We start from the raw sequence: 15,740 nt of genomic DNA on the forward strand, positions 1-15,740 counted from the left end.
AGAAACGAATGAAAAACCATCCTTATCGGGATATGACGGCCGCAATGGTGCGCACAGGCATTTTAGGGTTTGGCGGCGGTCCTTCTGTGATTCCGCTGATCCGCCATGAAGCGGTCCATAAATACAAATGGATTGACGATGATGAATTTGGAGAAATATTAGCGATCGCTAATGCGCTTCCCGGACCGATTGCCACAAAAATGGCTGCGTATCTGGGCTTCAAGCTAAAAGGCACGTTAGGCGCAATCGTGGCGACTCTCGCCCATATTCTGCCTACATGTCTTGCGATGGTGGGCTTGTTTGCTGCTGTAAATGTCTTAAGCCATTCAGCAATTGTTGCCGGCATGATTGGTGCCGTAACACCAGTGATTGCGGTAATGCTCGGTATTATGGCGTACGAGTTTGGCCAAAAAGCGCTTAAAGGTTTCGGCTGGGTCACCGGCATCCTGTTTTTTATCATCGCTTTTATCGGCCTGCAAACGTTACAGATCAATCCCGGCCTTGTCATTATCATTTTCTTAGCATACGGTGCGTTTCATTTTAAACTGAAGGACAAAATGACAAATAAACATTCAAAAGATAAAGGAATGTCAGCCTCATGATCATGATGTATGTATTTATGGCGTTTTTTATCGCAAACCTACTCGGGTATGGCGGCGGACCAGCGTCTATTCCGCTGATGTTTGAGGAAGTCGTAAACAGATACAGCTGGCTCTCAAACGACCAATTTTCAAACATGCTCGCCCTTGCGAACGCATTGCCGGGCCCGATCGCAACCAAAATCGCCGCGTATGTCGGCTACAGCGCAGGCGGGTGGTCCGGCTTCCTGATTGCGCTGGTCGCAACCGTCGTCCCGTCGGCGATCGCCTTGATCGTCCTGCTGCGCATCATCCAGCGCTTCCGCCAATCACCCGTCATCAAAGGCATGACACTGTCCGTTCAGCCCGTCATCGCGGTCATGATGCTTATTCTGACTTGGCAAATCGGCGCAGACGGCATCAAAGCGATCGGCTGGATTCAATCACTAGTGATTGCGGGAATTTCCCTCCTTGCCATGACAAAATTCAAAATGCATCCGGCATTCCTGATTATCGCGGCGTTTTTGTATGGCGGCATTGTAATCCCTCATTTATAGAAAAAAGCACCCTGACAGGTGCTTTTTTATTTTGGCCCAGAAATCCTGTTTGGTATATGGTTCCTCTCATTCTCACAGATTGTCCTGTATATAGAAGTCAATGAAAAAACTTGCAGTTCACGACCTGCAAGTTTTACACGTGATTTTTCTGATAAAATGTTCGCAAAACATGCGTTTCAAGGTCGGCCAAGCGGACAGGGATCGGCAGCCTGCTTTCTTGATTGATCAGGCTCATCGTGATCTGATAGCTGCTTTCTAAATCAATGTTATGTCCGCAAGACAAAAAGATAGGCTTCACGTCCCGCCGGGTCCGCAGCGCCCGGCCATATACCTCGCCGTCAATAATAATATCGGTATAAGCGCCGACTTCATTTTCAGGCATCTCGAAATCACAGCCTTTGATTTTGAGATAGGTTTTCGCAATCCCAATTGTCGGCTTACCGAGAAAAAAAGCAGCATGGGTGGCAACACCCATATGGTTGTAATGCAGATACCCGTTGCCATCAAACAAAAACACATCGGGCTCCGTCTCCAGCTTTTTGGCCGCTTCGATGATCAGCGGCAGCTCACGAAACGCAAGAAAACCCGAAACATACGGTACGCTGATTTTCCCCATGCTGTGCACTTTTTCAATGACTTCTTTTGTATCAGCGTCAATGACGATGATACTGCACACCCCGTATGGTTCTCCGTTCTGCTCCCAATAGGCGAGATCGACGCCTGCGCAGGTGTTGATGGAGTTTAGGGGGATGGTGGGTGATAGATTGATTTTAGGTTGAAGGGATTGTTGTGTTTTTATAAATTCTTCTTTTTCATTTAGGTTGAAATGGTGTATTTGTTCTATATGCATTAAATCTCTCTCCTTCATTATTAAATACTTTAAGTCAAATTTAGTGTAATTAATATACAGAATAATCGCGAACTGATTTGTCATTCAAGTTGGGTTATACTGACTGTCTGGTACATATGCCTTTTCAAAAGAATGATAACTTCCGCACCAAAAAATCAACACAGCCATTTAGTATCTCTTGATTTTTATTAAATGAGTCACCAAAGTAAATTTATTAAATAAAAAACTTGCGAACTATGTCGCAAGTTTTACATGAAAAATTTTGAAAGACATTACGTTATGACGATATCTATGTTCTTGAACTCAATGTAATTACAAAAACATCTTCAGACAAAACACCCTATCATTCCTTACATATTCTAAACTTCAAACAGATCTCATTATTTAATGTTATTATTCCCTACCTAAGTTACGATTTATCTCTCTTCTTTTTAATAAAGTGACATATTGCGCATTTTCTATATCATGTTCTAATTCTTTTTCAATTATAAGTTTTCCATTTTCGTCCCATTCTTTATAGTTCAATTTGACTGATAACTCAACTTCACTTGTTGATTTAACATTTCCATTTTCATGCCAATAGATACTTTTTCCATTAACTAATCCATATTTAAAGTACTCTTCACATTTTATTTTTCCACTTTTATAAAACTCGCGATTTAAGCCATGAGCTAATCCATCTTTATAGAAACAAAAATACATTAGATTCCCGTTTTCAAACAGTTCGAATGCCAATCCTGTAAATGGCTTTCCATCTTCATCTTCCGGGTTATCGAGAATCTCGTCACTATATGAAGTAAACCACAAATCATCAAAGTTTACACCATTTTTCAAAACATATTCCTTTGTATATTTACTATTACCTTCCATATTTAAGCACCTCTGGTATATAATGAGCTCCATCTGTGATGTATTCACAGTGGGGACATCTTGGCATTGGGGATCCTTGTGGCATGAATTTATTAATCTTCCTTGCACTTATTACATATACCATAAATTCTTCTAGCTTCGCATCAGACCTCGACAACAATGCCTCATTTAAAGCATAAACTTCAGCATGAGATCCGGCACCCAAAGTTTTTTCATAACCTGTTTTTAAATCATGTGGCATATTGTTTATTCTATTTTTTATAATGTCATGTTGTACTTCAGGAGAGTAACCCTTAGATTCATTGATACCAAAGAAGTATTTACCAGTTTTCTTATCAAGAACACCAGCAAATGCAGGCCCTCTTTGCTTCTTACCTACTCCTTTGCTTATCAATTTATTTAGTTCTTGATGTACTTCTCCTCTCAAATTAATTCTTTGGTGAAGTTCCTCTTTTGATATTTCACCATATTTATTTCTCAAGTAATCAATTCGACTAGGTTTTTGAGAAATATCCACCTTATTAGACTTAGGTATTGATACATTATTATATGGAGCATTAGCTCTTTGCAATTTATCGACATATCTAGCTGAACTAATTCCAACCAAACTCAATGCCGCTTCCAGCGCACCCGTTTTCCGCTTCTCCTCAGACACTTTGTTTCCAAACATATCCCTGCCTGTCACGGCTTCTGAGAATCCGTTTGACGCAACAAGGCCGTATGCGCCCATTTCTGTCATTTTGAGAATGTCTAAGGATTTTCCAGTTTTGTAGGCATCTAATGCGTGTTCTGCGGCAATGACGGTTTTTCCGGTTTTGTAGATGGCTTTTCCGCCTTTGAAGGCGCGGCCTGCCCAGCCGACGACTGGTATGAATCCGGCTGCGGCCATAGCTCCTGCTGTCACACGTTCTGCGGTGGAGAGTTTTTCTCCGGTAACCGGATCAACGCCTTCGGTTGCTCTTTTATAATCATAATAGCCAGTGACTTCTCCAGTAAAGTTGCAAACTCCATCCCATGTTTTTTCGTACCATGGTTTGTTTGCTTCTTCCTCGGCTTTTTCCTGAAGCCGTCTTGCTTCTGCTTGCTGGGTTTTTGCATCGATATAGGTTGTTCCTTGATTTTCTACTTCAATGACGCTTTTGTAGACCTCATTGCTGTGGAAGGCTTTTTTGTCATAGTACATAGGGGATGCGCTTTTTCCGTTGCTGGTGGCCTGCATGAGAACAGAATATTTGCTGAGCACTGCGTTGTCCAGAGATTCTAAGTTTTGATATTCAGTGGTCAAGGATTCATCGAGCTTATCCACTGCTGTGATCGTGTCACGTCTGATTTTTTGGGCATCGCCCATCTTATCTGCATAGTCGTCAAGCGTGTACATGTCAAGATCAATAATATCGCTGATGCCTGACAAAATAGAATCGATTTCTTCTTTATGAGCGGAGACAATCTCTGAGGCTTTCAAGTCTCCGTTGGGCAGCTCATGATCCAAAAATGAAGTCTCCACATATGAATCACTGAGTTCTTGATCTTTAATATCTCCCGAAATGCCATTTAAAAACGCAATTTGAGCAGAGACAAGCGTCAGCCAGCTTTCAACGATTTCTGCCTGTCCCTGAAAAAAATCTTTAATATTGTCCGCGCCTTTTCCTTTAAAATTGTCGCCTAAATCCGCCACTTCCTGAAACGCTTTTTTCAGCGTGTTCAGCTGCTCCTCAAGCGTCTCGTATTGCTTTTTTCTGCTCTTCGCTTCTTCGATTAAAGATTTAGATTCAAATACTTTGCTCATCGCACTGCCCTTTCTATTCTATTTTACCGCTATCGCCTCGTCCTGCTCTTTGAGTGAATCTACGTTATCCTTTGTATCCTCGATATTTTTCTGTACCGCTTTTTTATAGTCTCCGAGCATGCTTTTGATGTTCTCCTCACGCTCATGGTATTTTTTCGTATAATCGAGTTTGTTTTTTCCATTGGATCCCGCGGCGCCGATTGATACGTCAGCAAGCGCATCTTTGACAGAATCTAATGTTTTGATGACTGTGTCGTACTTCAGCTTAATTTCTGACATAAAAAAAGATCACCACCATTTTAGTTTACTAATTGTATTTCCGACTTCTTCCACGAAATCTTCTCCCTTTTCAAGAAGATTTGCTGCACCATTTGCTATGAACAATTCCGATGCATATTGGGCTTTATCCACTTCAAGATCAATAATTTTACCGTTAATCGAAGCCATATACTCGTTATATTTATCATTCACAATCTTAGATGCTTCCGATTTCGCCTCTTCTCTTCCCTTGTCGAAATCATCGGCTTTTGTTCCCGTCCAATGCTTGCCCAATTCCGGTTTCACAATTTCTTTGATTTCAGTGATTGCCTCTTCTTGCAGTGTGTCTATGTCCTTTTTTGCTTTTTTCAGCTTTTCGATCTTGTCTTCCACGTCGGAAATTTTTCCGTTGAGCGAACTTTTGATATCCGCCAGCATACTTTCATAACCCATCTGAATCACCTCTTAATACTCAAAAAGTCGTATGGAGGGGCTGATGAAGATAGACTTTTCCATACTTTATTTCCATATATTATATTTTAAAATAGCCAGAAGGCGGCTTAAATAGGGTAAACGTCTTAATTTCGGCATATAACGCTCTCGATATGTAGGTCTATGATCTTGTTTTTGTTCGTTATACAGATAACGAAAACGTTTTACAAAATGAAAACACCTAAAGTCATAGTTAAAAAGGCACTTGAAAGAGATAGATGTTGTTGATCTGCCTCTTCTCCTCTTGTGGTAATTAATGTAAAATGAAGCTGGGTGATGATGATGAGTTTTTTCAGTCCGATGATGTTATTTTTTGTTGTCTTTCCTTTTCTGTCCTTCTTTGTTTTCGGTATTGCGGGCACATTGCTGTTTCAAAAACACGGTCTTTGGTCAATGCCTCTTACGGTGCTGAGCTTATTGTTCATGTTTATGTTCTTCATCGATTCGGCCGCGTCTGATTTTGTCATTTGGCTTATATTATTTCCGCTTCTGACCCTATTGGCATCAGGAGTGACCCTTTGGATCAAAAGCTTGTATTAGCTGCAGTCCCAGTTGTACAGAACGTTTGAAAAGTCTTTTTTCCTTAAATCGTCAGGTGTGATGAAAAAATTGGCGATGCCGACGTCTCCCCACATTGAATCGATATCATCGTCTGAATCAATTTGTAAAAGCATGATGGTGTGTTCTTTATACGCATATTCCCGCGGATCATGCTGGGGAAAAGAAGCGTATCCGCCGATTTTATGGCCGAAGCCGTTTTCAGCCAATTCATTATAAATGTCTTCTTCATCCTCGCCGAACTGATCAAAGAATTCCATTGTTTCCATGCCCGTATATTGCTCAAATTGAAAATCTGTAGGCAGCACCCATTCCGCAGATTTCACAGGCTCGACTGCTGCTTCTGATAAAATTGGAAAATCACATTCGTCTGTTGCGATAAATGAAAAATCAGAAACAAGCTCGTCTTCGTTTTCTATGATATTGTCAAAATAGATCACTCTGAAATTCTTTTGTTCACATTGATCGTCGAAATTCAATCCATAGACGTCATCATGAACAGAAATGTAGAACTGGAGGATACCCGAAGAAGGATAGCCGTCAAGCTGGGGAATTTGCGAGAAATTAATCTGCGCCAGAAGCTTCATTGGCTGTCCATTTTCGTCAGTCGGATATGTTTCATGCTTGGGAAAATAGGGATCACCGGCAATTTTGCTGTCATATCGTCCTGTTTTCCCTTTTCGGACATTCAATTTCACGTATTCTTTCGCTGATTTCTCCAGCAAGTCGCAGTACGGTCTCATTTTTTCTGGCAGGTGATTCATCAGATGACTCTCCTTTTCCGCATCTCCAATTGTTTTTTGGAAAATTTTATTTTCTGGTTTTCTTCGTTTCTTCTAATGTTTTCAAACGATTGTTTAAGAAGCCCTAATTCTGTATACTCTTATAAACAATAGTTAAATAGTAGCAAATGTATTCAGCCTCCCGCAATAGACGAAAAAAAGACTGGCGCGCAGCCAGTCTTTCTTTTATATCTAATGAATTGCACCAGACGGAACAACCGCCTTCCGTCCCACGGAATAATACTCCACTCCTGCCGCGGACGCTTCATCCAATGTGTAGCAGTTTCTGCCATCAAATATGAGCGGCGTTTCCATCAAGTTTTGATAGGCCGCTAACGGAAATTGTTTAATGTCCGGCCAGTCGGTTAAAATCATGACGGCGTCAGACCCTTTGACAGCTTCCTCAATCGTCTCTTTATATTCAACAGCTTCTGGCAGAACATGCTTCGCATGGTCGGCGGCAATGGGATCGTAGGCTCTAATATGGGCGTCGAGCGCAGCGAGACGGTCCGCAATGACAATCGACGGCGCTTCCCTCATATCATCCGTATTCGGTTTAAATGACAGCCCTAAAAGAGCAACCGTTTTTCCCGTCACCCCGCCGAGCCTGTTCAGCGCTTTATCAACCAGCATCGCCTGCTGATTGTTGTTGACCTTGATGACCGATTTCAGCAGTTCAAAATCATGCTCGACATTGCCGGCAATTTGCACGAGGGCGTTTGTGTCCTTCGGAAAACAAGAGCCGCCGTAGCCTATGCCCGCTTTTAAAAACTGGCTCCCGATCCGCTTATCCTGCCCCATGCCGTACGCGACTGCTTCAATATCGGCTCCGACCTTTTCACATATATTCGATATTTCATTTATAAAACTGATCTTAGTGGCCAGAAAAGCATTCGAGGCATATTTGATCATCTCGGCGCTTCTGATATCCGTTTGATAAATCGGGATTTGAAACGGGCTGAAAAGCGCCTCAAGCGTCTTGGCTGTTTTCTGATCCGCTGTTCCGATCACGATCCTGTCACCATGAAACGTGTCATAGATCGCCGACCCTTCACGTAAAAATTCCGGATTGGATGCGACCGAAATACTGACAGGCTCCGCTAGATGTTCAGTGATCAGTCCAGCAATCAAATCGTTTGTCCCGACGGGCACTGTGCTTTTCGTTACCACGATGGCATCCCTTTTGACATGGCGGGCGATGCGTTTGGCCGCATCTGTAATATGCGCCAGATTCGCGTGCCCGTCGCTTTTCTGAGGTGTGCCGACCGCTATAAAAATAATGTCTGCCTGTGCCAAGCCTTTCTCATAGCTCGTTTCAAAGTTCAGCCGTCCATCAGCTGTATTTTTTCTCATCAGCTCTTCAAGACCCGGTTCAAATATGGGGGAAATGCCCTTTTTCATCTCATCAATCTTGTGAGCGTCAATATCAATGCAGGTTACATGATGTTCAATCTCAGAAAGAGAAACACCTGTCACAAGACCGACATAGCCTGTTCCGATGACTGTTATATTCATTGTTTCCCTCCAACAGTTAAATTGCTGCATTGCAGCTTTCATATTATCGTATGAGAACATCCTATCATGAATGCGGATGATCTCCCGCGTAGCCTGTCGGGTACAGCCTGTACAGATTTCTGAAATGTGATTCAATCATACAATATACTATTATATCGCTCTCATAAAGAAAGTGGTGAAATGAGAACCGGCTGTTTAAAAGAACCCAAATAATTTTCTTCTTTTGAGCGGCTGCGGAGGCTGTCTAAAGATCGTCTGGTTTTGCAGGAGAAGCTCGGCGTTTTCCGTCAGCATATAAGGTAAATCCGTTCCGAATTCTTTCTCAAGAACAGAAAGGGCCTCTTGAGTGTGAAAATTTCTCGTTTTCAGGTTATGGGCATCTGAGGCTACGAAATGAATCAAATTGGCTTCAGCCAGCCGGAGAGAAAATGCTTTCATCTGTTTTCCGAAAGTCCCCGCAAGACTTCCAGCAGTAATCTGAGTTGCCGCACCTTTTTCCACAAGATGATACAGCAAGGACGGGTTTTCGCGTATTTCCCTGTTGCGTTCAGGATGGGCAATAACCGGTATATATCCTTTCAGCTGCAAATCATAAAAAAGCGGCTCCGCATATCGGGGAACCTGATCAAACGGAAATTCAATCAGGATGTATTTCGTATCATTCAGCGAGAGCAGCTGCTGTTCAGAAAGGTCCCGTTCCAAGTCGCCGTAGATTCTGATTTCCTGACCCGGAAGCACGGTTAACGGGATGTTTTCTTTAATTAAACGTTTGTTTAACTGATCTGCCGCTTCTCTGACTGGGCCCGGCTCGTTTTCATACACACCGTTCTTATGATGTGGTGTTGCAATAATTGTCCGGATTCCCTGACGGACAGCGGCTCTTGCCATTTCTATACTGTCGGCAGAATCGCTTGCCCCGTCATCCATCGCCGGAAGAATGTGACAGTGAATATCTATCATGTCTTAGCCTCCCTTTTTTCGCAAAAATAAATAACGGGCAAGATGCACGTTATTTATTTTGTATGAAATTGTCCTTGTTTCCGTAGTATCCGTATTCAGAGTGCTTCGAGAGCTTTTTGCCGTTCATAATCGCCCCAAGGAGCTTGCTATTGCACGATTCAAGCGCCTCTTTCGCTTTTGCGGCTTGTTCTTTTTCTGTTTTCCCGCTTGAAATAACCAAAACAGAACCGTCTGCCACGCTGCCTAAAATCTGCGCGTCCGCTACGGCCAGAATAGGCGGCGTATCAAAAATGACCATCTCGTATGCCGTCTTCTGCTTGAAAAAAAAAACCTTCATCCGCTTCGAGGAGAGAAGCTCAGCCGGATTCGGCGGGATCGGGCCGCTCGTCAGCACGTCAAGATGTTTTTCATTCGAGGCTTGTACAGCCTGCTTCAGTGAGCGTTTCTTTAATAAAACAGATGTTAAGCCAGCCATATTTTCAAGATGAAAGGCCGTATGTACGGTTGGTTTTCGCAAATCAGCATCAATCAAGAGCACTTTCTTTCCCTGCTGTGCAAATACGACAGCCAAATTGGCGGCCGTCGTTGATTTTCCTTCTCCGGGACAGGCCGATGTGATCATCACAGATTGCATCTTGCGGTCCACCGAAGCAAATTCTATATTCGTACGAATCGTCCGATATTGTTCAGAGTTCAAGGATTTCGGCTCTGTCATCGCAATGACATTCCTGCGCATCCAAGGGTCTCTGCTTTTTCTAAACGCCAAAATGTCCACTCCCCGCTTTTTCAGATTGGATACCTTGTAAGCTCTTTCCTGCTTTCTGCTCATTCGCTATCGTGGAAACCGTCCCTAAAACCGGGATGTCCAGCAAGGATTCGAGCTGCTCTTCCGATTTGATCGTATTATCCAAATGCTCAAGCAAGAAGGCCAGTCCGATGCTTCCCGCCAATCCGGCCGCAAACGCGATGGCGATGTTAAGGAGCGGCTTTGGCGATACAGGTGACGGATGTTCTGATACCTCGGCTTTAGACAGAATGCTGACATTGTCAACATTCATAATGGATGTGATTTTGTCTTGAAAGACCGATGCGATGGTATTGGCAATACGAGCCGCTGTTTCCGCGTTTTCATCCCTGACTGATATGTTGACCACTTGGGAGTCCTGTTCGCTGGATACGGTAATTTTGTCATTCAGCTCCTGCGATGTCATCGACAGGCCCATTTCTTTAATGACTTCGTCTAAGATGGCGGGGCTCTTAATGATGACGTTGTACGTATTGATTAACTGAAGATTGGTTTGGACATCGTTAAATTGGACTTCTTTTCTGTCGTTTTTTGATTGATTGACCAGAATCTGAGTTGAATTTTCGTAGGTGGGTGTAAGTGCGAAGAAACTGATAAGTCCGCCGGCAGCAGTGGCAGCTGCGGTTACAATCATAATCAAAAGCATGCGTTTTGTTAACGTTGATAATATCTCTTTTAAGCTAGTAGATTCTCCCATGATACCTCCAAATCTCTTATAACATCCTTTTCCATTTACGATTATACAACGTAGAAACCGCATTTCTCCAGCTTTTCTCGTGACATTATCCGACATTTTTTTTACAAACCCCCGCGGTGTGATACTATATGTAAGCGCTACATTTACTGTCTTAACACAGCTGCCTCTTTTTCTCCTATTCAGGCAGTCACGTCATCTCACATAAAAAAAATCCCGCAAAAGGCGTGCGGGATTTTTATGTTGCATATCCATTTTTAATATGAGAAATCAAATTTTCAAGCATTTCCTTCGTCGTCATCTCAGATGACCGCTCACCAATTTCATGTGCATGCATCAAAATTTTCAGAAATTCCTCTTGATTCAATTTCTTTTCACTCATCTTTTTGTTCCTTTCAGCTTCCATTAAGTTGAAAACACGATTATTATATGATGCCGGTTATCAATTTGCAATCTCTAATACATCATTCGACACATCCCATTTTTTATGTCCTTTTTTAGGAAAAACTTTTTCAGGCGGATGTGTTGCGATATAATAGAGAAATTGGATCTTTTTATTACGTGACTCGGTTAGGAGCGATAATCATGCTTCAGAATATGATTTCCAAAGACGATGTGCTGGCATCTGCTGAACAGTTGAAAGAACTTCTTCCTTACAATGAGGAAAATGTTCAGCTGATCAAAAAAGCCCTTATTTTATATCGGCAGGATTCAGTCTATCGTTTACAAGCAGTGAGTCCGACGGAAGTTACGGCTTACGTGCAGGATGTTGTGCCTGTGCGGGTCACATTGAACTTGTTTGTCATAGTCAAAAGCGGCTGTTCGTGTCCGTCCGGAAGAATCTGCCGCCATATGCTGGCTGTTTTTTTATATGTATATGCAATGTTCGAGCGAGTGGGTACTTTTACAGAGTATTGGCTGGAAAGGGAAAAGCTTGAGGAAAGCAAAGAGCTCGTCCGCCGCCAATTCCAGGAAAAAGTGCTGCCTAATGAAGAATCGCTTTCAAGCTGGCTCGCTTTTTTTGATGCAGAGTTTTCTCTCTGGCAGGCGCGCACGCCGGAAGGCAGCCAAAACATGCAGGGCCTCTATTACGGCTACCTGTCCGCTTTAAAAAAACACACGCCGAACAAGCCGGAGCTGAAAAGCCTGTACCAGATTCATTCCGCGGTTGCGGTTTGGCTTCGCATGTTCACATTGATTGAAGCGGGCAAGCTGAACCCCGAGCAAGACTTTTATTCCCTCAATCCGTATGTTGAACAGCTGATGGATACAATCTACAGCTCTATTGATAAATTGAAAACATACGCGCTGTCTTTTGCGCTTGATCCATTTTTGGAAAAAACACCGGATGTTATCCGGCAGTTGCTGTTGAAAGAGGATCTTTTTCAATATGAACGGATCCGCATCTTCGGTGAGATTTGGAGCGCGCTGCTGTCGCGGCCAAAATGGGTGGCGCGCGAACGAGAGATACTAAAAAAAGAAGCCGGACGGCGTTTTTCTCCAGAATTGCAATTCGGCCGTCTGCATTTGGAATTCCTGCAGAAAAATGATGACGTTATTTTTGCGGAAGCTGATCAATTCCCGCCGGAAGCGCTGCCGTATACGTTTCAGTGGCTGAGTGAAATCACTGCCAAGAAGGATTGGAAACGGCTGAAAACATGGTATCAGCGGATTGAACCGATTGCGATGGGTTATGCGAAGCTGGATAAGCCGTTTAAAGAGATTCGCGACGTGATCGGAGAGCTGTTCCTGCTGCTGAATGCCTATGTGAAGCAAACCAATGACCAAGCACTGTTTGAACGCTATGCCGCGGGCTGTCTGCCGTATACGTTCACAGAATACAGCCATCATTTATATGAGAAAAAACGATATGCCGAGTGGATCGAGATTCACAGCCTTGTCGGCTTCTCCATCTATGAAATGGATAAAATGATGGTGAAGGAAATTGCAGCGAGCGACCCTGAAGCGCTTATCCCTGCATACCACAGAGAAGTGGCCTTTTTCATCGACCAGAAGAACCGCAGCTCGTACAAGGAAGCCGCCCGATATTTGAAAAAACTGCGCACCCTGTACAGAAAAGCGAAGAAACTGAAGGTGTGGGAGCGGTATATTCAGCAGCTGAGCTCGCATTATAAGCGCCTGCGCGCACTTCAAGAAGAACTGCAGAAAGGAAAGTTGATTGATGGCGAGTCTTAAAGAAATTCTCATCCACGTTGAACAAATGGAAGATGGATCATTTACACTCTCAGCCTTTGATGAGAATGAGCAGCCTCTCCCCTACAGCCATATGAAAAAGCATTTATTTCAATGGCACGAATCCTCATTTTACGGAACCTTTCTTGAGGATGTCAGCTTCATCGGGACAACCGCTGTTTTGCTTTCTCCATGGATGACTGTAGAGCTTCTCGGCAAAAACTCGTTCAACTCATTCAGCTCCGTTCAGCTTACAGAAGAAACGGAGCCGCTGATTGAAGCGGCTTCGACCATCTATGAATTTATCGCAGACGGCGATTTTCTGCCTGATTATGAAGCATGGACGAACGGTGTTTTTCGCTGGAAGGACCGCGACCATATACTGGAAGGCTTTACTGCGGATTGGTTTTCCGCTGCCGTGCAGGATTATATCCAATACGACGATGACCTGCGGGAGAAATGGGAACACATCAAGGAAAAATCGCCTGCGGTCACGACATTCCGCGGACATTTTCTCGATGAAGAGGATTTTCTCGAAGGGATCGGCTGGATTGATAATCAATCTCCGTTTACAGTCGGCCTGCGCTTAAATGAGCCGGATTTTGACGGAGACGATTGGAAAATCGAAATGTTTCTACGCGATAAAAAGAGCGGCGCTGTAGAATTCTTTGACGGGCTGAAGAGCCTTAAAAAATCGTGGCAGGCGCACAGCGATAAAATCGCGCGTGAGCAGGACCGTTTTCACAGAACGGTGCCGTGGCTGTCATTTGATTCCGGAACAACGCTGATCTCAGAGGAAGAAGCCTGGATCTTCCTGTCAGAAGCGAGTGAAATGCTTGTCGATATGGGCGTTGAAATTCTACTGCCGTCCTGGTGGCAGATTGTCAGAGAAAGCAATATGATGCTGAAGGCAAAGGTGTCATCCTCCCCGCGCGGCGAATCATTTGTCGGCATGAATGCGCTGCTTGATTTCAACTGGCGGTTTGCGACAAATGGAATAGAGCTGACTGAGGCTGAATTTAATGAGCTGGTCGCCAGCAACAGGCGCCTCGTGAATATCCGCGGGCAATGGGTAAAAATTGATCCGCAGTTTATCAAACAGATGAAACGGCTGATGGAAAAAGCGGAATCGGAAGGACTCCACATGTCTGATATTTTGGCGCGCGAACTAATGGACCAGGGGGAAGGCGGGTTTGAGGATGCAGATCTGATCGATACATCAGCTTTTGCCGGCATTCAATTTGATCTGTCCAAACAGCTCAGGTCACTGATTCGGAAGCTTACGGCCGCGGAAAATCTGCCGGAGCACGAAGTCAGCCCTTCTTTCCAAGGAACGCTCCGCCCCTATCAGAAATACGGCATGAACTGGCTGCTGTTTCTGCGTGAAAGCGGTTTTGGCGCCTGTCTGGCTGATGATATGGGTCTTGGAAAAACGATTCAAATGATCGCTTATTTCCTGCACGTGAAGGAAAGCGGCCGGCAAAAAACGCCGAATTTGATTATCGCGCCGACATCCGTACTCGGCAACTGGCAGCGGGAGCTTCAAACCTTTGCTCCTGAGCTTTCTGTCGCGCTGCATTATGGGCCGCGCCGTCCAAAGGATGATGATTTCACAGCGCATTACGAAAACGCAGACGTGGTGCTCACTTCATACGGATTGTCGCATGCCGATTCGGAAGAGCTGTCTTCTGTGACATGGAGCACGATCTGCCTCGATGAAGCGCAAAATATTAAAAACGCGCATACGAAGCAATCACGCGCAATCAGAAAGCTGAAAGGACTTCACCATATCGCGCTGAGCGGGACGCCGATGGAAAACCGTTTGACTGAGCTGTGGTCGATTTTTGACTTCATGAATAAAGGCTACCTCGGCAGTTTGACGGGCTTCCACAAACGCTATGTGCTGCCGATCGAGAAAGACCGGGACGAAAAGAGAATCGGACAGCTTCAGCAGTTAATCCGGCCGTTCCTTCTGCGGCGGACGAAACGGGATGAGGAGGTCGCACTGAATCTTCCTGAGAAGCTGGAAGAAAAAGAATTTATCCCGCTGTCAGCCGAACAGGCGTCACTTTATGAGCAGCTTGTCAAAGACACGTTTGACCATATGACATCACTGACCGGCATGCAGCGAAAAGCGCTGATTCTCAGCATGCTCGGACGGCTCAAGCAAATATGCGATCATCCCGCGCTCTATTTAAAAGAGGAGCAAACCGAGCTGCTGGCCGGCAGATCAGTCAAGCTCGAAAAATTGCTGGAGCTCATGACAGCGATCCGCGCCCAAAACGAAAGCTGCCTCATTTTCACGCAATACATTCAGATGGGGAACATGATGAAGCGGCTGCTTGAAAAAACGTTCGGTGAACCTGTGCAGTTTTTAAACGGGAGTCTCTCCAAGCAAGAGCGGGATTCACTCGTTGAGAAATTCCAGAAAAAAGAATACCCGACACTCATTCTTTCACTCAAAGCCGGAGGCACCGGACTTAATTTGACCGCCGCCAATCACGTCATCCATTATGACAGGTGGTGGAACCCGGCCGTTGAAAACCAGGCCACTGACCGGGCATATCGCATTGGCCAGGAGCGTTTTGTCCACGTTCATAAAATGATTACGACAGGAACAATCGAAGAAAAAATTGATGTCATGCTTGAATCGAAGCAAACCCTGAATGATCAAATTATCCAAAGTGAAAACTGGATTACCGAGCTTTCCACACAGGAACTCGAAGAATTGTTTACATTGAGCGCCTCAGCGCGATGATGATAACTATAAAAAAGCTGGCTCCTGAAAGAGCCAGCTTTTTTTCCGTTCATAGCCGTCACGCCGAATGCCCAAAGAATCCGT

At 44.3% G+C, this 15,740-nt stretch carries 16 protein-coding genes; 5 read left to right on the top strand and 11 right to left on the bottom strand.

What is annotated here, in order from left to right; translation table 11 throughout:
* The first annotated feature begins 8 nt into the window (after positions 1–8).
* Positions 9–602: a chromate efflux transporter subunit ChrB gene (gene chrB, locus EFK13_RS18570; protein ID WP_129507381.1), complete on the top strand. Its 594-nt coding sequence runs from the start codon at positions 9–11 to the stop codon at positions 600–602.
* Positions 599–1,135, top strand: a complete 537-nt coding sequence (gene chrA, locus EFK13_RS18575; protein WP_129507380.1) for a chromate efflux transporter ChrA — start codon at positions 599–601, stop codon at positions 1,133–1,135. The genes chrB and chrA overlap by 4 nt, the downstream gene beginning before the upstream one ends.
* Before the next feature lie 133 nt (positions 1,136–1,268).
* Here the strand turns inward: chrA and EFK13_RS18580 are convergent, their stop codons facing one another.
* From EFK13_RS18580 to EFK13_RS18600, 5 genes are all read right to left on the bottom strand, one after another.
* Positions 1,269–1,985 carry an endonuclease V gene (locus EFK13_RS18580; protein ID WP_129507379.1) on the bottom strand — a complete coding sequence of 239 codons (717 nt, stop codon included), beginning with the start codon at positions 1,983–1,985 and terminating at the stop codon, positions 1,269–1,271.
* A 393-nt stretch (positions 1,986–2,378) separates the two neighbouring features.
* Positions 2,379–2,855: a toxin-antitoxin system YwqK family antitoxin gene (locus EFK13_RS18585; RefSeq protein ID WP_129507378.1), complete on the bottom strand. Its 477-nt coding sequence runs from the start codon at positions 2,853–2,855 to the stop codon at positions 2,379–2,381.
* A complete protein-coding gene (locus tag EFK13_RS18590) occupies positions 2,845–4,641 on the bottom strand; it encodes a T7SS effector LXG polymorphic toxin (protein ID WP_129507377.1) in 1,797 nt (598 codons plus the stop codon). Before EFK13_RS18590 ends, EFK13_RS18585 begins: the two co-directional genes overlap by 11 nt.
* Positions 4,642–4,659: 18 nt before the next feature.
* Positions 4,660–4,920 carry a YwqI/YxiC family protein gene (locus tag EFK13_RS18595; RefSeq protein ID WP_129507376.1) on the bottom strand — a complete coding sequence of 87 codons (261 nt, stop codon included), beginning with the start codon at positions 4,918–4,920 and terminating at the stop codon, positions 4,660–4,662.
* A gap of 9 nt (positions 4,921–4,929) precedes the next feature.
* Entirely contained in the window at positions 4,930–5,352 is a 423-nt protein-coding gene (locus EFK13_RS18600) for a YwqH-like family protein (protein WP_075748671.1), read from the bottom strand.
* A 339-nt stretch (positions 5,353–5,691) separates the two neighbouring features.
* Here EFK13_RS18600 and EFK13_RS21305 point away from each other — a divergent pair, with 339 nt between their 5' ends.
* On the top strand, positions 5,692–5,931 hold the full coding sequence (locus tag EFK13_RS21305) for a DUF2651 family protein (protein ID WP_213401183.1): 240 nt from the start codon (positions 5,692–5,694) through the stop codon (positions 5,929–5,931).
* Here the strand turns inward: EFK13_RS21305 and EFK13_RS18610 are convergent.
* The 6 genes from EFK13_RS18610 to EFK13_RS18635 form a co-directional block, all read right to left on the bottom strand.
* Positions 5,928–6,713, bottom strand: coding sequence for a YwqG family protein (locus tag EFK13_RS18610; RefSeq protein ID WP_129507375.1), 786 nt, complete (start codon positions 6,711–6,713; stop codon positions 5,928–5,930). The two genes, EFK13_RS21305 and EFK13_RS18610, sit on opposite strands and share 4 nt — an antisense overlap.
* 210 nt (positions 6,714–6,923) lie before the next feature.
* Positions 6,924–8,246, bottom strand: coding sequence for a UDP-glucose 6-dehydrogenase UglF (uglF, locus tag EFK13_RS18615; protein ID WP_129507374.1), 1,323 nt, complete (start codon positions 8,244–8,246; stop codon positions 6,924–6,926).
* Between the two features lie 195 nt (positions 8,247–8,441).
* Entirely contained in the window at positions 8,442–9,206 is a 765-nt protein-coding gene (locus tag EFK13_RS18620; RefSeq protein WP_129507373.1) for a tyrosine-protein phosphatase, read from the bottom strand.
* A gap of 49 nt (positions 9,207–9,255) precedes the next feature.
* Positions 9,256–9,972 (bottom strand): CpsD/CapB family tyrosine-protein kinase, encoded by a 717-nt coding sequence (locus EFK13_RS18625; RefSeq protein WP_248894255.1) that lies wholly within the window; start codon positions 9,970–9,972, stop codon positions 9,256–9,258.
* A complete protein-coding gene (gene tkmA, locus EFK13_RS18630; RefSeq protein ID WP_129507366.1) occupies positions 9,962–10,708 on the bottom strand; it encodes a protein-tyrosine kinase activator TkmA in 747 nt (248 codons plus the stop codon). Before tkmA ends, EFK13_RS18625 begins: the two co-directional genes overlap by 11 nt.
* Before the next feature lie 235 nt (positions 10,709–10,943).
* The gene (locus EFK13_RS18635; protein ID WP_003221769.1) at positions 10,944–11,087 is read right to left on the bottom strand and encodes a YwzD family small protein; all 144 of its coding nucleotides are present in this window, start codon (positions 11,085–11,087) and stop codon (positions 10,944–10,946) included.
* 203 nt (positions 11,088–11,290) lie between these two features.
* Here EFK13_RS18635 and EFK13_RS18640 point away from each other — a divergent pair, with 203 nt between their 5' ends.
* Both EFK13_RS18640 and EFK13_RS18645 read left to right on the top strand, forming a co-directional pair.
* Positions 11,291–12,901 carry an SWIM zinc finger family protein gene (locus EFK13_RS18640; protein ID WP_129507365.1) on the top strand — a complete coding sequence of 537 codons (1,611 nt, stop codon included), beginning with the start codon at positions 11,291–11,293 and terminating at the stop codon, positions 12,899–12,901.
* Positions 12,888–15,656: a DEAD/DEAH box helicase gene (locus tag EFK13_RS18645; RefSeq protein ID WP_129507364.1), complete on the top strand. Its 2,769-nt coding sequence runs from the start codon at positions 12,888–12,890 to the stop codon at positions 15,654–15,656. Before EFK13_RS18640 ends, EFK13_RS18645 begins: the two co-directional genes overlap by 14 nt.
* Positions 15,657–15,740: the final 84 nt, after the last annotated feature.

The sequence above is a fragment of the Bacillus cabrialesii genome (genome assembly GCF_004124315.2).
Lineage (GTDB): Bacteria > Bacillota > Bacilli > Bacillales > Bacillaceae > Bacillus > Bacillus cabrialesii.